Source organism: Rhodoferax sp. GW821-FHT09E07, assembly GCF_059416145.1.
Genome location: NZ_JBWKOP010000003.1, coordinates 304,391 through 327,137 on the forward strand (window position 1 = coordinate 304,391; position 22,747 = coordinate 327,137).

The following is a 22,747-nucleotide window of genomic DNA, read 5'->3' on the forward strand; positions in this document are numbered from 1 at the left end:
GTAACCTATTTGTACCCGCCCCAAACGTACCCGGCTTGTCATTTTGCTGTCAGATTCTGCTGGCTCGGATGGCGCGCTCACCACAGGCATGTACCCCTGACAACGCTGGCTGGATTTGCGCGACACCGCACCCAGCACGCACCCGGGGCACTCGTAGAATGGCATGCCGATGACCGCTGCCTCCCCCCTCGCCTCCCCCAACCGCGCAGCCCGCGCTGGCACTGAACTCCGCGCCTTGTGGCAGCTGGCCTGGCCCATCCTGATCGGGCAGCTGGCCAATGTGGGCATGTCGGTGGTGGATGTGGCCATGGCTGGCCACGCCTCGGCGCATGACCTGGCCGGCATTTCGCTGGGCGTGTCCGTCTGGAACATCACCATCATCACCCTCATGGGGCTGATGATGTCGGTCGCTCCTCTGGTGGCCCACCACGTGGGTGCAAAAGAATTTGACAAGGTGCCACACCTGGTGCGCCAGGGGCTGTGGAAGGCGTTGGGCGTGGGCTTGTGCGCCATGGTGCTGGTCAATGTCGCGCGGCAAGTGTTTGACCACATGGACATCGAGCCCCATGTGCGCGAGGTTGCCAGCGGCTTTGTCTTCATCATCAGCTTTGGTCTGCCGGCCTTCACCTGCTACCGCGTGCTCTACGGCTACAGCGCCAGCCTGAACCAGACCAAACCCATCATGGTGATGTCGCTCTTGGCGCTGGCACTCAATGTGCTGGTGAACTGGCTGCTGGTGTTTGGCGTCGGCCCGTTCCCGCGCCTGGGCGGGTTGGGTTGCGCCTGGGCCACGCTGCTGTGCGTATGGCTCAATTTTCTGGGCCTGCTGGTGTGGATGCGCTGGGCACCGGCCTACCGCAGCACCTGGCCGTTTGCCCACTGGGAATGGCCGCACCCCGAGAAGCTGGGTGCGCTCTGGAAACTGGGCTTTCCCATCGGCGTGACCTACTTTGCCGAGACCAGTGCGTTTGGCCTCATCGCGCTGCTGATTGCCGAGTTTGGCAGCCGCGAAGTGGCCTCGCACCAGATCGCACTGAACTTCACCTCACTGGTCTTCATGGTGCCGTTGAGCATGGGCATTGCCTTGCTCACGCGCGTGGGCCAGTCGCTGGGCGCGGGCGACCCGGTGGCGGCGCGCTTTCGGGCCTGGGTGGGGGTCAACGCCGGGTTGGGCTTTGGCGTGGTGTCGGCCACCGCCATGGCACTGTGCGCGCACCAGATTGCCGGTGCCTATACCAATGACCCGGCCGTGGCCGCACTGGCGGCCAATCTGTTGTTCCTGGCCGCGGTGTTCCAGCTGTCGGACTCGGCCCAGGTGGTCACCAGCAGCGCCATCCGCGGCTACAAGGTCACCCGAAGCCCCATGGTGATTCATCTCACGGCGTTCTGGGGTTTCTCGTTGCCGCTGGGCTGTGTGCTGGGCTTGGCGCCGCATTGGCTGCCTTGGCGCCCGGCCCAGGCCATGGGCGCGCGGGGCTTCTGGATCGCGCTGGTGGTGGGCCTGACCGTGGCGGCCGTGGGCCTGGTGCTGCTCTTGCGCAAGGTGGCGCTGGAGCATCTGCCGGGGCGGGCTGCATGAGCACGCTCCCTTTTCATCTCTGCCTGGCCGGCCCCACCGCAAGCGGCAAGACGGCCGCCGCGCTGGCCATTGCCGAACACCACCCCTGCGAAATCATCAGCGTGGACTCGGCCTTGGTCTTCCGCGGCATGGACATTGGCACCGCCAAGCCCAGCGCCGCCGAACTGGCTGCTGTGCCACACCACCTCATCAACATCCGCGACCCGCTGAATGCCTACAGTGCGGCCGAATTTGTGCGCGACGCACAGGCCCTGATCGTGGACATTGCCGCACGCGGCAAGCTGCCGCTGCTGGTAGGTGGCACCATGCTGTACTTCAAGGCCCTGTTCGACGGGCTGGACGACATGCCTGCCGCCAACCCTGAAGTGCGCGCCGTACTGGATGCGGAGGCTGCCAAGAAAGGCTGGCCCGCCATGCACGCCCAGCTGGCCCAGGTGGACCCCGTCACCGCCGCCCGCCTGGCCCCGGCCGACAGCCAGCGCATCCAGCGCGCGCTGGAGGTGTACCGCATCTCCGGCCTGCCGCTGTCGTACTTCCACGCCGCCAGCGCTGCTATCAAAACAGAAGCTGCTCGCGCAGATTCCACGGGGGCTAGAGCCCTTATTTCCCTGGAGCCGGTGGACCGCGCTTGGCTGCACGCCCGCATCGCCCAGCGCTTTGACGCCATGCTGGCCCAGGGCTTTCTGGACGAAGTGAACACACTGCGCGCACGTGGCGACCTGCACCTGGACCTGCCCAGCGTGCGCTGCGTGGGCTACCGCCAAGCTTGGGAGGCATTGGACGGCCTATGGCCCATGGCCGAGCTGCGCGACAAGGGTATCTTCGCCACGCGCCAGCTCGCCAAGCGCCAGATCACTTGGCTACGCTCCATGCCGCAGCGGCAGGTGGTGGCAGCGGATGCACCCGATGCGCTGGCGCAAGTGCTGACGCTGGTCGACACCGTCTTGACCCAACGCCCCGCCCCATGACCCTGCGCGTCCAGGCCCTGAGCAAGCACTACGGCAACACACCCGTGTTTGCCAACGTGTCGCTGGACGTGGCGCCGGGTGAGTTCGTCGCCATCGTGGGGGAATCGGGCGTGGGCAAGTCCACGCTGCTCAACTGCATGGCCGGGCTGGATCACTGGGACAGCGGCAGCGTGCAGCTGGCCGGGCACGACCTGGCCACATTGAACGACGATGCCCGCGCCCTGCTGCGCCGCGAGGCCGTGGGCTTTGTGTTCCAGGCCTTCCACGTGCTGCCGCACTTGGATGTAGCGCAGAACGTGGCGCTGCCCCTGCTGCTGCTGAACCGGCCAAATCCAGCCCGGGTGGAAGCGCTGCTGGACGCCGTGGGCCTGGGTGGCCTGGGCGCGCGCCTGCCGCAGCAGCTCAGCGGCGGACAGCTGCAGCGCGTGGCCATCGCCCGCGCGCTGGTGCACCAGCCCGCCCTGCTGCTAGCCGACGAGCCTACCGGCAACCTGGACCCCACCACCGCAGCCAAGGTCATGGAGGCGCTGGTGGCGCAAACCCGCCAGCACGGCACCGCGCTGGTGCTGGTCACCCACTCATTGGCCGCCACCGCACAGGCTGACCGTGTGCTGCACCTGCGTGCCGATGGCATGGCGCCACACCTCACCGGTTAAACCCCTGGCACGGGACGGTTGGCAACACGGCGCCCAGAGCTTGCGCTAGACTGGCTCGCATGGTGACAAAACGCATCGCCCCTGCACTATTGATACCCGCCCTCTGCGCACTCGCGGCTGGCGTTGCTCAGGCAGGATGCAGCCGCCCCATGAATGTGCCGCTCTCCGCAACGGGCCAGAGCGTCATCATCAGCGACGGGGAGTTCAGCGGCATCTACCCCGAGTTGCTGCGCTCCCTGGGAGGCAAGGATGGCTGCGAATTCGTGCTGACGCCTGTGCCGCGCGCGCGCCAGGAATTGTTGTTTGAAACCGGCAAGGCAGATCTGCTGGTGCCAGCAACCCGAACACCGAAACGGGACGAATCCGGCGTATTTGTCACGCTCACGCGCAGCCGCGCAGCCGTCATCAGCTTTGACCCCAAGCGCCCCGTGTTCAAAACCGCCTATGACGTCCTGGAACGCAAAGATGCGCGGGTGGTACTGGTGCGGGGCTTCGACTACGGCCAACCGTACCAGGAGTTGATTGACGCTTTGCAAAAGCAGAATCGGCTGGTGTTCGAATCTGACCCGGTGGCGGTGGCCCGCGTGCTCAAGGCCAATCCGGGCGACATCTCCATCATGGCGCCTGTGATCTTTTTTGGTGCCATCCAGGATGACCCGCGCGTAGCGGACCTGATGGACAAGCTGCGTTTTGACCCCATTGCAGAATTGCCGTGGGGAGAAAACGGGCTCTACATCTCCAAGACCTCACTCAGCAAAGACGACGCGGCGACGCTGCTGGCACTGTTGAACCGTCCTGCCGTGGCCAGTACGCTCTGGAAGAGTTTTCAGAACTACTACCCTGCCAGCGTGCTCAAGGAAAGCATCCGTCCGCGCGACGGCAAATAAAAAAGGCCCTCGCAAGGGCCTTTTTCAGGATTGGCGCCAGACGCACTGGCTGACAGGTGTCACGCGCGCTTCTTGCGGCGCGCCACCACACCGATGGCCGCCAGGCCCGCCAGCATCAGGGCATAGGTTTCTGGCTCAGGTACAGCGCTCACGCTGATCAGCGTGTAGTCAGACTGGTTGGTTGCTGGGCCGCCAGCCCTACCTTTGACACCTGGTGCAGCCCCAAAGGCAATGGACTTGACCAAAGCGTTGCCGAACGGATTGCTCACCTTCCAGGCGCCGCCTTTTCCGTCAGTTGCAGGACTCAGGTTCAGCACCGAACCGTTGGCACCCGACCAGACAGCGGTGGTCGCGCCCTTGGCCGTGAGTGTGAAGCTGGCCACCGAGTTGTTGGCGAAGGTGACGCTGATCTTGGCCACTTCGTTCACGTCGTTGTATTCAGGACCGTCAAACAACAGACCCAGTGTGAAACTGGTGACCTTGATGCCGCTGGAGAAGCTGCCCACGATGGATTCGCCAATGTCGATCTCACCGGGAGTACGCTCGCTGCCCGAGAAAGGCGACACGCCGATGCCCTGGTAGCCGCCCTGGCCAGCCTTGGTGCTGAACTTGGCGGCCACATTGCTGTTACCCACTGCGACCAGCGCGTTGAAATTGGCGGTTACGCCGCCCAAAAAGGTGGTGCTGTAGCTGTTGCCAGTACCGAAGTTCACACCGTACAGCGTGTTGTTGGTGTTGGCGGGGTTGGAAGCCGCTGCGCTGAAGCTCATGCCTGCGGCCAGCAGTGCCAAGGCGGCAGATTTAACAAAAGAAGTATTCATGGGTCCCTGGTACCAATTTTTATGGGGTCTAACTGTTACAGGAGGTTACAGAAAACCACCATCGTTGGCGATAGCCCAATCGGACTAGGCCGCCACCGCCGCAGCTACCACTGGACCGCCAACACCCCATCCACCAGCCGATACCCCCGTGTCCCCATGGCGCGCGCCTCGGTCTCGTCGTGCGTCACCAAAATGGTGGCCATCTGGAACTCCGCAATACGTTCACTGAATTCCTGGCGCAGCTGCAACCGCAGCTCAGCGTCCAGGGCGGAGAACGGCTCGTCCAGCAGCAGCACGCGTGGCCGGGTGATCAGCGCACGGGCCAGCGCCACGCGTTGCTGCTCGCCCCCGGAGAGTTGCCACACCTTGGACTTGGCATAGGCCTGCAGACCAAAGCGCTCGAGCATGCCCTGGGCCTGCGCGCGGGCATCCACCTTGCGCTGGCCCTGCTCCACCAGACCAAAGGCCACGTTGTCCTGCACGTTGAGGTGCGGGAACAGCGCAAAGTCCTGAAACATGAGTGCAAAGCCACGCCGCTCGGGCGGGGTGTGGGTGATGTCCTGGCCGGCAAACAGCACGCGCCCGCGCTCGGGCGGCTCCAGCCCGGCCACTATCTTGAGTAGCGTGCTCTTGCCGCTGCCCGAGGGCCCCAAGAGCGCCGCCGTTTCACCAGGGCGCACCTGCAGCGCCAGGTCTTGCAACAGCGGGCGTGGTGCGGCATGCCGGGGGGCATAGGGCTGCCAGTGTTTGCAGATGGCCTGCAGCTCAAGCATGGTCGCGGTCCTCAGAGGGCTTGGTTTCAATCAGCACAAAGGCCAGCAGCGCCAGCCCCATGAGCACGCAGGCCAGCACCAGCGCGGCGCTGCGGTTGGCCGCACCAGGGCGGCCCAGGTGCTGGTAGATCAGGGTGGTGAGTGTGGCCCATTCGGGGCGCGACAGAAACAGCGTGACCGCAAACTCGCCCACGGCCGTAGCCGCCGCAAACGCCATGCCGCGGCGCAGTGCGGGCGCCAGCAGCGGCAGCGTGACGCGCACAAATGCGCGCCACGGGCTGGCACCCAGGCTTCGTGCGGCGTCCAGGTAGTGCTCGGGCAGGCTGTCCAGCGCGGAAGCGATGGACTTGGCTACGAACGGGTAGGCCAGCAAGGCGTAGGCCGCCACCAGCAGGGTGAAGCTGCCGGTCCATGCGGGGTACAGCAGCAACAGGCCGAAGGCCACCATCACCGGTGAGACCATGAAGGGCAAAAACACCAGCGTGCGCAGCCACAGCACACGCCGCGCCGCCAGCGCATGGGCCAAGCCCAGCGCCGTGGCCAGCGACAGGGACAGTGCGGTGAAACGCGCCGTGTTGTAGAGCGCGGCCAGCGTGTCGTCTTCCAGCAGCACGGCCCAGGCTTCCGCTCCTGAATTTATAGCATCCTGCGTAATGGCGACGAGGGGTAGCGCACAAATCAACATATAAATGCCAGCCATGGCCAGCACGGCGGCCCACTGCGCCGCGCCGCGGGGTGGCACGCGCGGCACGCGGTCGGCGCGGCCCGGTGCGGCCAGGCGGCGCTCGATGACAGCGTAGGCCAGGGCCGCCAGCGCGGTCAGCAGCAGCATCCACACGGCCAGCACACCGGCCTGCTGCAACTGCAGCTCGTGCGCCACCAGCGTGTAAATCTCCACTTCGGCCGTGGCGTAGTCCTGCCCGCCCAGCACCAGCGCTAGGCCAAAGCCGGCAAAGCAGTACAGGAATACCAAACACAATGCCGAGGCCAACCACGGCGCAATGGCCGGCCATTCCACACGCCAGAACGCACGCCAGGGCGTAGCGCCCAGCGTGCGCGCCGCGGCCACGCGCGAGGCACTCACCTGCCCCAGCGCATCGGTGCCCGCGCGCACCACCACGCAGAGGTTGAAAAACAGATTGCCGTAAAGCAGCAGCCAGGGCGTGTCCTGCAAATCGGGTCCACCCAGGCGTACCAGCAAGCCCTGCGGCCCCAGCAGCGCCAGCACACCCATGGCGGCCACCAGCGTGGGCACCACAAAGGGCAGCATGAGACCGCGCAGGATCAGCGTGCGGCCGGGGAAGTCAAACCGCGCCAGCACCCAAGCCATGGGCAGCCCGAGGATGAGCGCGGCGACGCAGGTGATGGTGGCCTGCCAGAACGACCAGGCCATGCGCCAGCGCAGATACGGGTCCAGCCACGGTGCCAGCAAGGCCGCAGCACCGGCATCGCCCCGCCAACCTTCCACCAGCAGGCGCAGCGCAGGCGCCACCAGCACCACCAACAAAAACGCCAGTGGCAGCACAGGCAGCACCCAGCCCGCCCAGGGTTGCGCCGGGTTGCGGTGGCGCATGGTCAAACCTGGCGAATTACTTCAGCACCACCTTGGTCCAGCGCGCCACCCAGTCGGCGCCCTTGGCGGCAATGTCGGCATCGCTGGGTGCATGGAAGGCGGTGGGCTCCGGCGCAAACTTGAAGGCATCGGACTTGGCCACGCCGGCTTCGGTGGGATACATCCACATCTCGGTCTGCATGCCCTGCTGCACGGCGGGCGAACGCAAGAACTCGACAAACTTTTCCGCCGCCGCGCGCTCCTTGCCGCCCTTCACCAGCGCCACGCCCTCCACCTGGCGGAACACGGCGCCGGGCAGGCTCAGCGAGCCTGTGGGCGGCTCGGCCAGCTTGGTCTTGGCATAGAACACTTCGGCTGCCGGGCTGGTGGCATAGCTCACCACGATGGGATGCTTGCCACCGTTCTGGCTGAACTCGGTGTAGTAGGCCTCGGTCCAGCCTTTGGCCACCTTCAGGCCGTTGGCGCGCAACTTGGCCCAGAAGTCAAAGGCCTTGTCCTCGCCCAGCGCGCCAATGGTGGCCAGCAGGAAGGCGTAACCGGGGCTGCTGGTGGCAGGGTTTTGCACGACCAGCAATTTGGCGTAGGCGGGCTGGGTCAGGTCTTCCAGCGCCTTGGGCACGGCCACACCGTTCTTGGCAAACCAGGCCTTGTCGTAGTTCAGCGTCACGTATCCGTAGTCCACCGGCACCAGCGGTGCGGGCAGCTCGGCGGCTGGCTTGCGGCTGGCGGCGGCACCGGCATAACTGTCGAGCACGTCGGCGGCCAGCGCCTTGGGCGCCAGCGCGTTGTCGATGCCGTAGACCACATCGGCAATCGGATTGGCCTTGGTGAGGATGAGCTTGTTGAGCATCTCGCCGGCGTCACCGGCCTTGGTGATGCGCAGCTTCACGCCATTGTCTTTTTCAAACTTTGCCAGCAAGGGCTTGGGCACGGTGAAAGAGCTGTGCGTCAGCACGCGCAGATCGCCAGCACGGGCCAAAACTTCTGACCGATTTGGTTGAGTGTCAGCTACCGGAGCTTTTTGATCCGCCGCTTGGACGGCGGTGAAGCCAGCGGCCAACAGGGCCGCGCCCAATGTGGTCTTCAGAAACGAAAAAATCCCGTGTTGCATGGTGTGCTCGCTTTCAATGCGCCAGCCATCGGTCGCATCAAAAACCGGCACCCGCAAGACGGGACAGGCTTCTCACACTTCCTACGCTGGCATGATCCAGATCAGGTACATGGGGTATTTCTCAGTCCTGTGACGGACACCCCCGGTGGAAGCGTGGATTGTAGGCTTTTGTGCCTGCGGGCCGCCTGTGCAGGCCTATGCCCACAAGGCCGGCTTGGCCACCATCAGGTAGAACACCGCCAGCATGGCGATGAACGCGGGATAACCCAGCGCCTCCCAGCGGCGCGCGTAGTGCCAGTACAACGGTGGCAAGGGCCCGTTTTTTTCATGGGCCGCTTTCGCCATAGCCGCCATGCGCAGCTGCAGCGCCACCACGGGCGTCCAGCAGGCTCCAGTGAACAGGTAGAGCGCCACCGTCAGCAGCAACCACGGCGTGGTCCAGGGGTAACCAGCCAGGTAAGCCATCCACAGCCCCGTGATGGGTTGGATCACCACCGCGGGCGAGGTGAACCATGTGTCGGCCCGCACCACCAGGCGCGCCACCACGGCCTGCGCGGCCACCACGCCGCTGCGGTTAGCGTAGAAGAAGAAAAACGCCGTGCCAAACCCGGTCCCCACCAGCACCACGCTGGACAGGATGTGCACCCACTTTAGGAACAAGTACAGACTCACGGTGACCTCCGCATCAGGATCCACAACACCACGGCAATCGGCACGTTCTTCGTCAGCGGCCCCAGCGGGTGCAGCCACAGGGCGGGCTGCATGAAGGTAGCCACCAACGTCATGCCCAGCATCACCAGCAAGGCCAGGCCATAGACGCGCCGGACCGGCCACACCAAGAGCAGCAATCCCAGCATCGCGTCCGTTGCAGCCCCTGCCCACACCAGGGCATCGGCCACACGCGGATCAGTCACACCACTGGACACCAGCAGCGCCCGGCTCTGCCCATGCAACTCCTGCACACTGACCAGCGCCGTGACCAGCCACACAAAGACCAGGCTGTAACGCAGCCAGCGCGATTCAGTGTGTGCCATGGTTTTCCGGTGATTTTTGCCAGGTGATGACTTCATGCACATGACCCGCCAGAAAATCCTGCAAGCGGCGGAAGCGCTTGCGTGTCTGGCGGGTAAATGCCACATCCACCGCAGGCCTCAGCAACCAAGCCAGCCAGCCCGGCGCAACGTCAAGGGTATAGGTATAAATCAAGATGGACTCATTCGGCCCCACATCGGCGTGTCGCATGGAAGCTGCCCAGCGCGAGAAAGGAAAAGAAGTCCCCACCATGGTGGCTGCTGCCAGGCGGGGGCGATCGAAGCTCACAAATCGGGTTTGCATGGACAGCCCTCGCAACAACCCGCCTCCTGCATTCTGCGTGATGGCCCCCACATAGGGGCAAGGCGCTCCACCCACTACCACCGTCGCGCCAACCAGCGAATCCCAGCGGTGGCGCCACTGGTGGTAGTGAAAGGCATCAAACACCACAGCGGCAGGCGCAGGCATGGTGAATTCCAATTTGCGGTGAATCACAGAATCAACCCTCTTCCACCACATCCGTCGCCATGCCCCACTTTGCGAATTCGGGACTGAATTCGCTGAGGGCATGCAGACCTACGCAGGCGCGTGCGCCGGATGGCATGGCCTCGCCCGCAGCCAAACGGCGGGCCAGCAGAATGGCGGCCATGCAAGGGATTTCGGGGCCATGGTCGTTGTCCGCGGCGATGTGCCAGGCGCGCTGAACGGGCACGCCCTCAGCGTTCACGCCCGCCACGCGCACCACCATGCCACCCAGCGCAGAACCCAGGGGATCGAACACCTTGGCCCCGGCATTGAGCAACCTCGCCAGCGATGCAGGGCTCTTGAGAGCACCCCGTTGCCGCAACCATGCCAGCACCGCAAACGCGCGCTGAGACAGGCCAACTTCCAGCGCTGCGCGGAACTCCACGCGGTCTTGCACCTGGTAGTGCGCGGGGAAAAGCTCCAGGTCAGGGATGTCGCACACCGCGCCCAACCGGGACTGCAGGCGACGAAACTCCACGCGTTGCGGGTTCGCCCAGCCGATCTCCGCCTGCCACTGCCCACCACGCCACACATGCAGCGGTACACCGCAGTAGCTCAGTACGGCTTCCAGTGTGGCGACACCGCGGGGCGCAGTTTGGGCCGGGGCAATGCACGCGTCGATAGCGTCAATGCGCTGCCAGCCGTGACACAAAAAATCCACCACTGCCGACGACAGCGCTGGCACGGTGCTTGCACCGCTGATGGCCACGCGGTTGGCGTCAGCGAACGGCGCCTGCATCGCCTGCGCAAAGTCACACACAAACCGCCGGCCGTCCGCGAGATCGATGTAGTGCACCCCCGCCTGCACACAGGCCCGGGCCACCGCGTAGTCCTGCCCCTGAAATGGGCCGGCAGTGTGGATCAGCAGTTCAACGCCGTGGGCGCGCAGCGCTTGCGTAAAGTGCGATCCCTGCGCGTCCACCGCCACACCTGCGGCCCGGCCTCCGTGGGTCCGGTTCAGCGCTGCGGCGAAGGCGGACGCGCGTGTCGCATCGCGCCCGCCTACCAGCAATTCAATAGAAGCATCCGCAGCCAACGCACGGGAGATACGTGCACCAAAATTTCCATACCCGCCCAGCACCAACACCCGCATGCAGTCAGCCCAGAAAACCGAGGTTCAGAGGGTAGTCCGGCCGCTTGGCCATGTCGCCGAAGTGTTTGAGATTGGGCAGGATGGTGTGCAGATCCTTGTTGCCCACACCAAACCAGCGCGCCAGCGTGGCGGCGTACTGGTCCACCGAGGTGCTGGGCAGCAGCCGACCTTGGCCCACATGCCACTGGTCTTGCGGCGCCCCCGTGTTACCCACGCTGACCGGCGGCGGTGCGCCATAGAACGCCTGGCCCTTGACCGCACCGCCCACCACGATGTGGTGGCCACCCCAGCCATGGTCAGAGCCATCTCCGTTGGAGGTGAGCGTGCGGCCAAAGTCGGACGCAGTGAAGGTGGTCACGCTGTCGCTCAAACCCAGCTCCTCCGTGGCCTTGTAGAACGCCGCCATGGCGTCGCTCACACGACCCAGCAACACAGGCTGTTGGGCAATCAGGTTGTCATGCAAATCGAACCCGCCCAGTGACACCAGAAACACCTGGCGTTTGCTGCCCAACACCGATCGGCCTTTGATGAGGCGCGCCACCATCTTGAGCTGGTCCGCCAGGGGGTTCTGCGCGGGAAACTCGGTGGCCAGCGGGCTGCCCGTGGCGCCGGCCTGGCTTTCGGCCAGCGCCGAGGTGATGTGCACCTCGGCCTCACGCGCGCGTTGGGTGATGCGCACATATTCGTTTTCCAGCATGTGGCTACTGGGTTGCGAGATCATGCTAGAGAGCAGGTTCTTCACGGCCGACGAGCCATACACCGCACCGTCCGTCGCTCCACGCACGCGCACTGCGCCGCCGGTACTTACCTGGTACTGCAGGGCCGCATCGCCCGACAGGAACACCGCATTGCCCGTGACCGACACACAGGTGAACAGCGACTTCTGGTTGGCCGCCATGGCCATATCACCCAGGTGGCCGCCCCAGCCCACGGTGGAGCCCTCGGGCGAAGACGACTGCCAGATGGACTGCTGGTCGTTGTGCGAGAACAGCTTGGGCGGCAGCGGGTAGGTCTTGCGGTCCGGGCTGTTGTACTGCTCGCGCGTGAGCGGCACTACCAGCGGGCCCACGTTGAACTGCACTGCGGCCTTGCCCGTATTGAACAGGTCAGCCAGCCCGGTCATCGCGGGGTGCAGCGCGTACTGCCGGCCACCGGCCAGCGGGGTGCGCGGCTTGAGCAGCGTGCGCTCCAGGTCGGCGCGCGCAATGGCAATGCCGCCACCGGCCTCGCCCGCGCCGCCACGCACCGTGGCGTACTGCGCATAGCTGGGTTCGTCAAACGTGACCACGGTGTTCGCGTAGTCGTTGCCGCCGTAGAGGAACACGCACACCAGGGCCTTGTAGTCATTGGCGCCCGCCGCAGCGGCTTCGCCCATGGCGGCCAGGTTCATGGCCACGGGCAAGGCGGTGCCCGACAAGGCCAGCTGGCCCGCGCGCTTGAGGAAGCTGCGGCGGCTGTGGGGAGAAAGTTGCATGAAGTCCATGGGGTGCCCCTATTTTTGAACCAGGTACTGTGGTGCGGCCATGGCCAGAAACACCGCCGCGGCCACGCGGTCCAGCCGCTTGTCGGGCGGGCTGGCAGCGGTCAGCGGTGTGGCGTTCAGCGCCGTCACCATCTGCCCTTGCAGCGCCGCGGGCAACTGCCCCGCGCACAGCAGCAGGTTCATGCGCGACACCAGGGCCTTGGCATCGGTGGCCAGTGCGAGCTCGGTGGTGTAGCTGGCCTTGATGTCAAAACCGTTCTTGGGGTTCTTGGAGTTGTTCACGTTGTTGGGCAAGTCCGGGTCGTTCACGTAGATGCCATTGCGGATGACGTTCTGCATAAAGTTCAGGTAGCCCGCCACGCTGCTTTCGGTCACGATCTGGAACTCCGGTGCCATCGCGCCAGTGCTGGCCATCTGCGTGGACGGCGGCACATAGCCGGGACGAAAGAAGTTAAACACCGAAGGCGAACGCAGTGGGCTTTGGCCGAGCTGGGTAGCAGGGTTGCTCAGGTCGTTGATCTTCCAGCTGCCCTGGGCCGAGGTAATGCCAAAGGTGCGCCCCCACTGCACCAGGCGCAGCATGGGCTCTCGCAGACGGCCAAACTGGGCCTGCTGCAGGCCCGCCGGGTCACGCGCTTCGTCGTCCAGCAGGATGGCGGCAAACACCGCGCGCAGGTCGCCGCGCACCCCGTGGCCGTTGTCGGCAAATGCGGCCGACACCCGCGCCACATAGGCCGGGCTGGGGTTGCTGGTCACCAGCCTCTGGATCATCTGGCGGCCAAAGAAGGGGCCCACATTGGGGTGATTGAACAGCGTGTCCAACGCAATCTTCAGGGCCTGCGGACCCGGCGTGTTGGCCGGAATGCTGGTGCCCAGAAACTGCGCCGGCAGATCGGAGTGCCGGTTGGGCGTGAGTGACATGCGCTGTTTGGCAAAGTTGGTGTTGCCCACCTTGCGCTTGCCCTCGGGGTCGAACGGCACGACCACGTTTTGCCGCTGGTCAAAGTCATAGCCGGTGAACACGCGGGCCAACTGAACCACGTCGTTCTGTACATAGGTCTCGGTGCGGTTACCCGCGGCGTTGAGCTTGTCTGTGCCATCCGGGTTGAGCTGGTACAGGCCGATGGAGAACAGCTGCATCACCTCACGCGCGTAGTTCTCGTCGGGCACGCGGCCCGTGGCGGGGTTTTCTTTCTGGTTGCCCTTGGTGTTGAGGTAGTGGCCCATGGCGGGGTTCAGCGTCACCTCTTCCAGCAGATCGCGGTAGTTACCCAGCGCGTGCTGGACCAGCGTGTCCCAGTAGTGCGCGATCACATGGCTGCGCCACGCCAAATCCAGCCCGGTAAGTGACACCACAAAAAACTCCGACAGCGCCAGCGCCAACCGCTTGCGCACGGCATCGGGCGCCGTCATGAGCTGGTTCCAGATCATGTAGTCGCCCGGGTAGAAGTGGTCGAAATAGCGTGTGTCGTTCGCGATCTGGCCATATCCGCGTGCATTGAGCCAGTCCCAGCCGGTTTGACCCAAAGGTGCGTCGAATTGCTGCGCCAGCCAGTCGGCATAGCCCTGCTTTTGCACTGCAGCAATCTCGGCATCCGAGGCCGAAAACTGCGCCTGCAGCAGAAAACGTGCTGCCGCCTCCGGCGTGGTGGCGTCGGTGTAGTGCTGGCTGGGTCGCTGCAAGGGTGCGCCACGGCCATAGCGCGCGCCCGGCGCGGCACAGGCTGCCAGCAAGGCACTGAGCCCCGCCAGCGCGGCATGCTTGGCCCATTGGGGAGCGTTGGTATCGGCCGGGGCAACGGCGGTGGAATCGTCAAACGCGTCTTCGGTCATGGTGCATTCCAGGGCAGCCGGTGGCCGCACAACCGCGCCATGGTAACCAAGCTTATGTCAACGCATTGTGAAGTTTGCATGGCGGATGCGCTAGGCTCAGGCGCATGTTGATGGCTTTGTTCACCACTTTTTCCTGGCAAGAGCTGCGCCATCACCCCTGGCGCAATGCGGCGGCCGTGGTGTCTGTGATGTTGGGGGTGGCGCTGGCGTTTGCGGTGCACCTGATCAATGCCTCCGCGCTGGACGAGTTCTCGCAAGCCGTGCGGTCCGTGGGTGGCCAACCCGACCTGGAGCTGCGCAACGCAGGCGCCGGTAACGCTGGTGTGGGTCTGGCCCTCTGGGGCCGGCTGCTGAACCACCCGGACGTGGCCGTGGCCTCCCCAGTGCTGGAACTCAGTACCTATGCCGTGCAGGATGGCAAGAAAGTGCTGTTGCGCGTGGTGGGCGTGGATGCCCTGCAGGTGGCAGGCGTGGCACCGGACCTGATGCCCCGCCCCGAAGCCGGCGCAGAACGACTCGCGCTGTTCGCGCCCGACGCGGTGTTTTTGAACCCGCTGGCACGCCAGGCTCTCAAAGGTAACAGTTTGCAACTGCAGCAGGGGCTGCAGTTGCGCACGGTGCAGGTGGCGGGTGACGTGCGGGCCGGCGGCGCCCCGCTGGTGGTGATGGACATTGCGGCGGTGCAAGAGTTGTTTGGCGTGGACGAGCGCATCACACGGGTGGACCTGCGCCTGCGCCCCGGGGTGGACCGCGCCGCTTTTGTGCGCGCCATGCAAGCCGCTCCCGACTGGCCCGCCGGCGCCACGCTGCGCGAGCCGGGTGATGCCGTGGCGCGCATCGGCAATCTGTCGCGCGCTTATCGCGTGAACCTCACGGTCTTGGCGCTGGTGGCACTGTTTACTGGCGGCTTTCTGGTCTTCTCGGTGTTGGCTCTCAGTGTGGCACGGCGTGCCCAGCAGTTTGCGTTGTTGGGCGTGCTGGGCCTGACCGGCCGACAGCGCCTGCAGTTGGTGCTGCTGGAGGCCGCGGCCCTGGGTGCCGTGGGCAGTGCGCTGGGCCTGGCCTTGGGCGCAAGCCTGGCCACACTGGCGCTTCGCCTTCTGGGGGGTGACCTGGGGGGCGGCTTCTTCGCCGGTAGCGCACCGGCGTTGCAATGGAGCCCGATGGCGGCCCTAGTGTTCGGGCTGCTGGGCGTGGCCGCAGCACTGGTGGGTGCCTGGACACCCGCACGGCTGGCGCAGCAGTTGCCCCCCGCACAGACGCTCAAAGGCCTGGGCAGCCTGTCCGGCCGACGCAGCCAGGCCTGGTTGGGTGTGCTTTTGCTGGTGAGCGGTGGCCTGCTGGCGCTATTGCCACCGGTAGGTGGCATTCCGCTGGCAGCGTATGTGAGCGTGGCGTTGTTGCTGCTGGGCGGCATCACCGCCTTGCCGGCCGCCGTGGGTGGGGTGCTGAATGCTGTCGCCCCGCTGGTGGCGCGCCGTGCATTGCCATTGCTGGCGGTGGAGCGTGCCCGGCGCGTGCGCGAGAGTGCGGCCGTGGCTGTGAGCGGTGTGGTGGCCTCGCTGAGTCTGGCCGTGGCACTCACGGTGATGGTGGCCAGTTTTCGCCACTCCGTGACCCAATGGCTGGATACCGTGCTGCCCGCTGCGCTGTACGTGCGCAGCGCGGGCAGCGGCAGCGCTTTGGATACCGCCTACTTTGACCCTGCCTTTGTACAGGGCGCGGCCCAGCTTGCCGGAGTGGAGCGCCTGACCACACAGCGCAGCCTGGCGCTGACGCTGGACCCGGCCCAGCCCGCCGTGCTGCTGCTGGTGCGCCCACTGCACGATGCGCAGACCGGCGCACTCGCCCTGCCACTGGTGGGCAGCGCGCTGCCGGTTCCTCCGGGGCGCACCGGGGTGTATGTGAGCGAAGCCATGCTGGACCTGTACGGCGCCCGCCCGGGGCAGGACCTGCCGGCACTTACAGCATCCATTCGTTCCCTAGCCCCTGAGAAAACTGCGCCAGTAGCTCCTGTTTTTGTAGCAGGCGTATGGCGGGACTACGCCCGTCAGTTTGGCACCGTGGCCCTGGAGCAAGCCGACTTTGCGCGCATCAGCCGCGATACCCGGGTCAACGACATCGCCTTTTGGCTGGCACCCGAAGCCAACGTGGTCCAGGTACAAGACCACCTGCGTGACCTGGCCAACCAGTTGGCCCACACGCCCGGGGGCGAGGCGGGCAACTTGCTGGAATTTGGCTCGGCCGCCGAGATACGCACCACCAGCCTGAAGATTTTTGACCGCAGCTTTGCCGTGACCTACTGGCTGCAGGCTGTGGCCATTGGCATAGGGCTGTTTGGCGTGGCCGCCAGTTTCAGTGCGCAGGTACTGGCGCGGCGCAAGGAGTTTGGGCTGCTGGTGCACCTGGGCCTCACGCGCCGCCAGATCTTGCGCGTCGTGGCACTGGAGGGCGCAGCCTGGACCACGCTGGGCGCACTGGCTGGCGTGGGGCTGGGCCTGGCCGTGGCCGTGGTGCTGGTGCACGTGGTGAACCCACAGAGCTTTCACTGGACCATGGAGCTTGCCCTGCCCTGGGGTCGGCTGGCGGCGCTGGGCGCTTCGGTCATTGCCGCGGGCACCCTCACCGCGTGGCTATCGGGCCAGGCCGCGGCAGACCGCGACGCGGTAATGGCCGTCAAAGAGGACTGGTAGGGCTGGGCGAGCTGACGGAGGGGCTGCTCAGCGCCTCTTCCACGCGGTTGCGCCCTAACTGCTTGGCGCGGTACAGGCCGGTGTCTGCCCGGTCAATCAACGCGGTGAGGTTGTCGGACGCCGCGTGGTTGAAGATGGCCACGCCAATGCTGACCTGGCACACGGGCAAGTCCGGGTTGGCAGTCACGCTTTGGCGAATGCGCTCTGCCACCAGCAGCGCCTGTTCGCGTGAGGTGTCGGGCAACAGCGCCACAAACTCCTCACCGCCATAGCGTCCCAAGATGGCGGGGCGGCGCAGCAGGGTTTGGATGCGCTGGACAAAATCGCTGATCACCAGATCGCCCACATGGTGGCCATGCTTGTCATTGATGTTTTTGAAATGGTCCAGGTCCAGCATCAGTGCGGCCAGTGAGGTACCCAGGCGCTGGCTGCGGGCCACCTCGTTTTCCCCCAGCTCAAACAATGCACGCCGGGTGTAGGCCCCCGTCAGGCTGTCATTGCTAACCAGGTATTCCAGCTCGCCGCGCATGCGCTCGGTGGCCATCAGCACGCCCCCTATGGACAGCAGCAGTAGCCCGAAACTGTAGCTGGCGAAATACACCACCTGGATAACCGAGGCTGCAAAAATGCTGGAGGCCGGTGGGTCTATCCACGCTGTCACCCCGCGCACCAGCATCACAATGGTAAGCAGCACCGACACGGTCAGCAGAACACGGCAAGCCAGGGAGCCATTGCCATACTCGCCAATGACCGCAGCATGGGCAGCGAACAGCACTGCCATGGTGCCGCAAATGAACAGCAACCGGTAGAGGTACGGCGCATCGCCGGCAATGAGTCCGACCATAGCGACCACGGCGTACACCGCCATGGCAGGCACAAAGTAGCGCGGCAGCGCCACGTCCAAGTGACGGCAAGTACCCACCAGCAGATACACCCCGGACAGCACCAACAACACATTGCCCATACCGGCAAAGACCAGCGTTTGCACCAGGCCATGCAAACCGAACAACAGGGTGGAGAAGAAGGCCAATAGCTGACTAATGGCCCAGTGGTTCAAACCACGGATGGAGCGAGGGTAGGTGCGGGCCTGGAAGAAAAGTAGCAGCGCCATCAACAAGGCCATGAGGCCATTGATCAGGATGAAGATGCGCAGATCGGGAGCGGACACTGGCAGGCTCACAGCAGTTGGCACGCAGCCATGATAGTGGCTGGGGGCCTGCCGGGCATTGTTTCCCCGAAAAAACAACGCCCATGCGGTGAGGCATGGGCGCGGGACGTCAGAGGAACTGACGGCGCATCAGGGCGCGTTGGACTCCAGGCCGCATAACACCCGTCCCCGGCCCGCGGCGAACACATTCGCATAACCGGCCAGACCCGCCACCAGACGGCCCAGGGCGCGCGCCACCAGCGCCAGGCCATGGCCCACGTCACGCAGGGGCTCCACCACCTTGGCTTGCCAACGGGTGGCCATGCACGGCTCCGGCTGCGCCACCCACTGCAGCTTGATCTCGTCCTGCCCCTTGTGTGGCCATGCTTCCACCACCACACGCTGCCCGGCGCGCAGCTGCAAGTCGTGGCCCAACGCCACGAAATGGTCACCGGTTTCCAGCAGGGGCGTGTGGCGGGACACATCCAGCGTGGCCCAGGCACGGCCCGACACCACCCGCAGCACACCGGCCGTGCGCGGACGCAGGGTCACCGCCTTGCCCTTGGCCAGCACCCAGGGGGCGTCGGCGGACAGGGAGAACGCACCGTACTGGCCTTCAGCAGCGGGGCGTTGCAGCAGGGAGGTTTGTTGGGACTGTTGTAGCGAGGGACTTTGGCTTTGGACTTGCATGGTGGACTCCGTTTTGGTGGTTGGGCAATGAATGATCGCGCTGCGCCGCCACACCGTCCAATGAAATCGGGCTATGCTATTCATTCCATTCACGCATGAATCGACCTTGCCGCCATGTCCTCTGCCGTCCCCTCCAGCACCGAGATCCGACTGCGCACCCGGCCCATTGCGGTGGGCCACCTGCGCGCCCTGGAGGCGGTCGCTCGCCACCTGAACTTCCGGGCTGCGGCCGAAGAGCTGTCGCTGACGCAGAGTGCGGTGAGCCGCCAGGTGCAATCGCTGGAAGAAGAGGTGGGCGTGCCTCTGTTTTTGCGCCACACGCGCGCCGTGGAGCTGACCAGCGCAGGCGCCCAATTGTTGCGCGCCGTGGTGCCTTCGCTGGAGCGCGTGGACAGCGCGGTGCGCCTGATCCGCCGCACCGCGGGGCGCAAGAGCGTGGCCATTTCCACCTGGGCCTCCTTTGCGTCGATGTGGTTGATTCCGCGGCTCGAGGCCTTCCAGGCCGAGTACCCCGACATTGACATCCGCCTGGATGCCACCGACAACCCGGTCGACCTGGACACCAGCGATGTGGACCTCGCCATCCGCTATACCCGGCCCAGCAATGCGGGGCCTGACGCGGTGCGCCTGTTTGGCGAACAACTGACCCCCGTGGCCAGCCCGTGGCTGCTAAAAAGCGGGCCGCCGCTGCGCAAGCCGGCCGACCTGAACCGCTTTGCCCTGCTGGAGGCCAGCGACAGCCACCGCCACCAGAACCTGGAGTGGTTGACCTGGCGGCGCTGGCTGGACGACAACCAGTTGCCCAAGCTCGAGCCCAAGCGCTGGATGTATTTCAACTACGCGCACCAGATCGTCCAGGCCGCGCTGACCGGCCAGGGCGTGGCGCTGGCGCGCATGCCACTGGTGGCCGACAGCCTGGCCAGCGGCGACCTGGTGGAGGTGTTGCCCAACGGCCGCATCGACACCCCGCTGGTGTACTTTCTGCTGGTGGGGCCGCGCAGCGGTGCACGGCCCGAAATTCAGGCGTTTTGCGCCTGGCTGATGGCGCAGGCTGCGGTCACGCGCAAGGCCATTGGCGAGGTGCCTGACCCGGAAACCAACGCCCACCCCGACTGAGCCATTGCCCAGCTGCACACCTTCCATGACAATGGCACGCATGCGTACACCCCATCGCCTTTTTACCCACAGCCTGGTGGCCATGGCCGCGCTGTCTGCGCTGGCTGGCGCCCCGGCGCAGGCGCAAGAAGCCCTGGTCACCAAGCGCGCGTCCGCGCTGCGCGATGGCCCGGCCGATAGCGCCAATACCCTGGTCGCCCTGCCCGCCCAAACCCCGCTGACCCGCCTGCCTACGCGCCAGGGGCCATGGATCCAGGTGAAAACCGCAGCGGGTGCCAGCGGCTGGATCCACCTGTTTGATGTGGGTACTGCAACAGAACAAGGCACCGTGGCCAATGCGGCCACCGGCGCGCTGCGTGGTCTGTCCAACCTGTTCAACCGCGGCAGTGCGCAAAACCAGAACACGGGCGGGCCCACAGCCACCGTCGGCATACGCGGCCTGGGCGCCGAAGACATTGCCAATGCGCAACCCAACATGGCCGCGCTGACCCAGGCCGAAGGCCAGCGCCAGGACGCGGCCCAAGCCAAACGCTTCGCGGCTGATGCCAGCCTGACGGCCCGCGCGGTGGACCCTTTGCCCGTCCCGGCACCCCCTGCGCCCGTCCCGCCCCCCAACATCAAGGGAGCCTTCCCATGAAGCGCACCATCCTGAGCCTGTGCCTGGCCGCTGGCTGTGCCGCGATACCAGTGTCGCTGCAGGCGCAAGACGCCGGCAAGGCGCTGGGCGGCCTGTTCCAGAACCTGCTCAAACCCAACCAGGGCGGCGGTGGCAGCGGCTTGGGACTTTCGCTGGGGGGCAACAACAATGCCGCCAACGCCGGCAATGCGCTGGACCTGGTGGGCTTGCTGTCGCAGTCGTTGGAACAAATAGACGAGCCCAAGGAAATCGAAATCGGCCGGCAACTGTCGGCAGTGCTGCTGGGCACCAAGCCGCTGCACAAAGACATGGCGCTGCAGCGCTACGTAAACCGTCTGGGGCGCTGGATCAGCCTGCAATCGGCCAGGCCTGACCTGCCCTGGACCTTTGCCGTGCTGGACGACACAGGCTTCAATGCCTTTGCCGCGCCGGGTGGCTATATCTTCATCACCAAGGGCCTGGTGGACTCCGTGGCCGATGAGTCGGAGCTGGCCGGCATCCTGGCGCACGAAATCCACCACGTGGTGGGCAAGCACCATCTCAAGGCCATGCGCAAGACCGCGCAGGCGGGCCTGCTGACCAAGGCGATTGCCTCGCAGCTGGGCAGCAACGCGCAGGGCGTGGTGTCGGCCCAACTGCTGGCGCTGGGCAAAGACTTGTACTCCAAGGGGCTGGACCAGGAAGACGAGCTGGAAGCCGACCGCAGCGGCGTGGCACTGGCGGCCCGCGCAGGCTTTGACCCGTATGGCCTGGTGGCTGTACTACAACAACTGCGCACCGCCAAGCCCGACAACCCGGTCTTCACGCTGACCCTGAGCACCCACCCGCCCACCCAGGTACGGCTGGACCAGTTGGAGACCGCCATGGGCCAGCGCCTGGACGCACTGGCAGGCCAGCCCTCGCCCACCATCCCGCAGCGCCTGGCGCGTGCCGGTAACCGCTAAGCGCTCGGCCCCTTGCTAAGCCGCCGCGCCCTGCTGGCTGCACCCGCGCTGGCGGGGCTCCCCCCCCCAAGCTGGGCACTGCCGCAGAAGACGTTGGGCTTCCCCCGCGATGCGGGCAGCCACAACGACTTTGCCACCGAGTGGTGGTACCTCACGGGCTACGCCAATGTGGCGGGGCAGACGGCGGCACTGGGCTTCCAGGTCACGTTCTTCCGCAGCCGCGTGGCCGCGACCCAGGGCATGCAGTCGCGCTTGGCAGCCAGGCAACTCCTGTTTGCCCACGCGGCCGTCACCGATGTGGCGGGTAAAAAGCTCTGGCACGACCAGCGCATCGCCCGCTGGTCCGGCGAGCCCGCTGGCAGCAACCCGGCGGACGCGGCCTCAGCCAGCCTGCAGGACACGGGCGTGCTGCTGCGTGACTGGTCCTTGCAACGCCAGGGCACGGACCTGCAGGCCCATGTGGCGGCGGGCGACTTCGCGCTGAACCTGAACTTCAAAAGCACGCAGCCGGTGCTGCTGCAGGGCAAAGACGGTCTGTCCCGCAAGGGGCCCGACGAGAAACAGGCCAGCTACTACTACAGCCTGCCGCAGTTGCAGGTCAGCGGCAGCATCGCGCTGCAGGGCCAAACGCGCCCTCTGGAGGCTGGCAGCACCGCCTGGCTGGACCACGAATGGAGTCAGGAGGTGTTGCACCCGCAGGCCCAGGGCTGGGACTGGATCGGCATCAACCTGTTCGACGGCAGCGCACTCACAGCGTTCCAGCTGCGCGACCAGCAAGGCAACGCGCTGTGGGACGGCGGCTCGTTCCGCAGCGCGGCCGGCGCCCGCTACGCGTTCTCGCGCGGCGAGGTGCTGTTCAAACCCACGCGTAGCTGGCGCAGCCCCCTGAGCAAAGCCAGCTACCCCGTGGAATGGGTGGTGCGCACCCCGGCCGACTTCTACACGGTGAAGGCCGTCATCGACAACCAGGAACTCGACAGCCGCGGCTCCACTGGCGCCATCTACTGGGAAGGCCTGAGCGAGGTCTGGGACAGCAACGGCAAACTGGTCGGGCGCGGCTACCTGGAGATGACGGGGTATGCGGCGGCGCTGAAGCTGTAGCGCTGCAACAAACCGCAACAAACCGAAAACCAGCCGCTACAAATTCAATAGCTGCTCGCGCAATAATCACGGGGGCTAGGGGCTT

General features: G+C 65.6%; 21 protein-coding genes and 1 riboswitch. Of the genes, 9 read left to right on the plus strand and 12 right to left on the minus strand.

Annotated features, from left to right (window positions below; translation table 11 throughout):
- Positions 1-169: 169 nt before the first annotated feature.
- Genes AC07OE_RS07215 through AC07OE_RS07230 form a run of 4 tightly spaced genes read left to right on the plus strand, consistent with a single transcriptional unit; the run spans position 170 to position 4,090 of the window.
- Positions 170-1,579 (plus strand): MATE family efflux transporter, encoded by a 1,410-nt coding sequence (locus AC07OE_RS07215; RefSeq protein WP_495069881.1) that lies wholly within the window; start codon positions 170-172, stop codon positions 1,577-1,579.
- Positions 1,576-2,547: a tRNA (adenosine(37)-N6)-dimethylallyltransferase MiaA gene (gene miaA, locus AC07OE_RS07220; protein WP_495069882.1), complete on the plus strand. Its 972-nt coding sequence runs from the start codon at positions 1,576-1,578 to the stop codon at positions 2,545-2,547. The genes AC07OE_RS07215 and miaA overlap by 4 nt, the downstream gene beginning before the upstream one ends.
- On the plus strand, positions 2,544-3,203 hold the full coding sequence (locus AC07OE_RS07225) for an ABC transporter ATP-binding protein (protein ID WP_495069883.1): 660 nt from the start codon (positions 2,544-2,546) through the stop codon (positions 3,201-3,203). The genes miaA and AC07OE_RS07225 overlap by 4 nt, the downstream gene beginning before the upstream one ends.
- A 59-nt stretch (positions 3,204-3,262) precedes the next feature.
- The gene (locus tag AC07OE_RS07230) at positions 3,263-4,090 is read left to right on the plus strand and encodes a substrate-binding periplasmic protein (RefSeq protein ID WP_495069884.1); all 828 of its coding nucleotides are present in this window, start codon (positions 3,263-3,265) and stop codon (positions 4,088-4,090) included.
- 59 nt (positions 4,091-4,149) lie between these two features.
- Here AC07OE_RS07230 and AC07OE_RS07235 read toward each other — a convergent pair whose 3' ends face one another.
- From AC07OE_RS07235 to AC07OE_RS07280, 10 genes are all read right to left on the minus strand, one after another.
- Positions 4,150-4,911 (minus strand): PEP-CTERM sorting domain-containing protein, encoded by a 762-nt coding sequence (locus tag AC07OE_RS07235; RefSeq protein ID WP_495069885.1) that lies wholly within the window; start codon positions 4,909-4,911, stop codon positions 4,150-4,152.
- Between the two features lie 104 nt (positions 4,912-5,015).
- Positions 5,016-5,684, minus strand: coding sequence for an ABC transporter ATP-binding protein (locus AC07OE_RS07240; RefSeq protein ID WP_495069886.1), 669 nt, complete (start codon positions 5,682-5,684; stop codon positions 5,016-5,018).
- Positions 5,677-7,257 carry an ABC transporter permease gene (locus AC07OE_RS07245; protein WP_495069887.1) on the minus strand — a complete coding sequence of 527 codons (1,581 nt, stop codon included), beginning with the start codon at positions 7,255-7,257 and terminating at the stop codon, positions 5,677-5,679. Before AC07OE_RS07245 ends, AC07OE_RS07240 begins: the two co-directional genes overlap by 8 nt.
- A 16-nt stretch (positions 7,258-7,273) precedes the next feature.
- Complete coding sequence (locus AC07OE_RS07250) at positions 7,274-8,368, minus strand: thiamine ABC transporter substrate-binding protein (protein ID WP_495069888.1); 1,095 nt, start codon at positions 8,366-8,368, stop codon at positions 7,274-7,276.
- A 60-nt stretch (positions 8,369-8,428) separates the two neighbouring features.
- Positions 8,429-8,522: riboswitch (TPP riboswitch) on the minus strand.
- A gap of 41 nt (positions 8,523-8,563) precedes the next feature.
- Positions 8,564-9,040 (minus strand): DUF2269 family protein, encoded by a 477-nt coding sequence (locus AC07OE_RS07255; protein ID WP_495069889.1) that lies wholly within the window; start codon positions 9,038-9,040, stop codon positions 8,564-8,566.
- Entirely contained in the window at positions 9,037-9,402 is a 366-nt protein-coding gene (locus tag AC07OE_RS07260; RefSeq protein ID WP_495069890.1) for a DoxX-like family protein, read from the minus strand. Before AC07OE_RS07260 ends, AC07OE_RS07255 begins: the two co-directional genes overlap by 4 nt.
- The gene (locus tag AC07OE_RS07265; RefSeq protein WP_495069891.1) at positions 9,389-9,868 is read right to left on the minus strand and encodes an SRPBCC family protein; all 480 of its coding nucleotides are present in this window, start codon (positions 9,866-9,868) and stop codon (positions 9,389-9,391) included. The genes AC07OE_RS07260 and AC07OE_RS07265 overlap by 14 nt, the downstream gene beginning before the upstream one ends.
- 31 nt (positions 9,869-9,899) lie before the next feature.
- The gene (locus tag AC07OE_RS07270; protein WP_495069892.1) at positions 9,900-11,018 is read right to left on the minus strand and encodes a saccharopine dehydrogenase family protein; all 1,119 of its coding nucleotides are present in this window, start codon (positions 11,016-11,018) and stop codon (positions 9,900-9,902) included.
- A 4-nt stretch (positions 11,019-11,022) separates the two neighbouring features.
- Complete coding sequence (locus tag AC07OE_RS07275) at positions 11,023-12,501, minus strand: DUF1501 domain-containing protein (RefSeq protein WP_495069893.1); 1,479 nt, start codon at positions 12,499-12,501, stop codon at positions 11,023-11,025.
- Positions 12,502-12,510: 9 nt separating this feature from the next.
- Positions 12,511-14,334: a DUF1800 domain-containing protein gene (locus AC07OE_RS07280; protein ID WP_495069894.1), complete on the minus strand. Its 1,824-nt coding sequence runs from the start codon at positions 14,332-14,334 to the stop codon at positions 12,511-12,513.
- A 104-nt stretch (positions 14,335-14,438) separates the two neighbouring features.
- On the opposite strand from AC07OE_RS07280, the gene AC07OE_RS07285 reads away from it, so the two are divergent.
- On the plus strand, positions 14,439-17,027 hold the full coding sequence (locus tag AC07OE_RS07285; RefSeq protein ID WP_495069895.1) for an ABC transporter permease: 2,589 nt from the start codon (positions 14,439-14,441) through the stop codon (positions 17,025-17,027).
- Here AC07OE_RS07285 and AC07OE_RS07290 read toward each other — a convergent pair.
- Positions 17,011-18,219: a GGDEF domain-containing protein gene (locus AC07OE_RS07290; protein WP_495069896.1), complete on the minus strand. Its 1,209-nt coding sequence runs from the start codon at positions 18,217-18,219 to the stop codon at positions 17,011-17,013. The genes AC07OE_RS07285 and AC07OE_RS07290 overlap by 17 nt on opposite strands.
- Positions 18,220-18,324: 105 nt before the next feature.
- Positions 18,325-18,864, minus strand: coding sequence for a DUF2917 domain-containing protein (locus AC07OE_RS07295; RefSeq protein WP_495069897.1), 540 nt, complete (start codon positions 18,862-18,864; stop codon positions 18,325-18,327).
- 114 nt (positions 18,865-18,978) lie between these two features.
- Between AC07OE_RS07295 and AC07OE_RS07300 the strand changes: the two genes are divergently transcribed.
- The 4 genes from AC07OE_RS07300 to AC07OE_RS07315 are packed head-to-tail and all read left to right on the plus strand — an operon-like array spanning position 18,979 to position 22,662.
- Positions 18,979-19,980, plus strand: coding sequence for a LysR substrate-binding domain-containing protein (locus tag AC07OE_RS07300; protein WP_495069898.1), 1,002 nt, complete (start codon positions 18,979-18,981; stop codon positions 19,978-19,980).
- A 40-nt stretch (positions 19,981-20,020) separates the two neighbouring features.
- Complete coding sequence (locus AC07OE_RS07305; RefSeq protein ID WP_495069899.1) at positions 20,021-20,617, plus strand: SH3 domain-containing protein; 597 nt, start codon at positions 20,021-20,023, stop codon at positions 20,615-20,617.
- Entirely contained in the window at positions 20,614-21,561 is a 948-nt protein-coding gene (locus tag AC07OE_RS07310) for a M48 family metalloprotease (RefSeq protein ID WP_495069900.1), read from the plus strand. The genes AC07OE_RS07305 and AC07OE_RS07310 overlap by 4 nt, the downstream gene beginning before the upstream one ends.
- 12 nt (positions 21,562-21,573) lie before the next feature.
- Positions 21,574-22,662 carry a lipocalin-like domain-containing protein gene (locus tag AC07OE_RS07315; RefSeq protein ID WP_495069901.1) on the plus strand — a complete coding sequence of 363 codons (1,089 nt, stop codon included), beginning with the start codon at positions 21,574-21,576 and terminating at the stop codon, positions 22,660-22,662.
- The last annotated feature ends 85 nt before the right edge of the window (positions 22,663-22,747 follow it).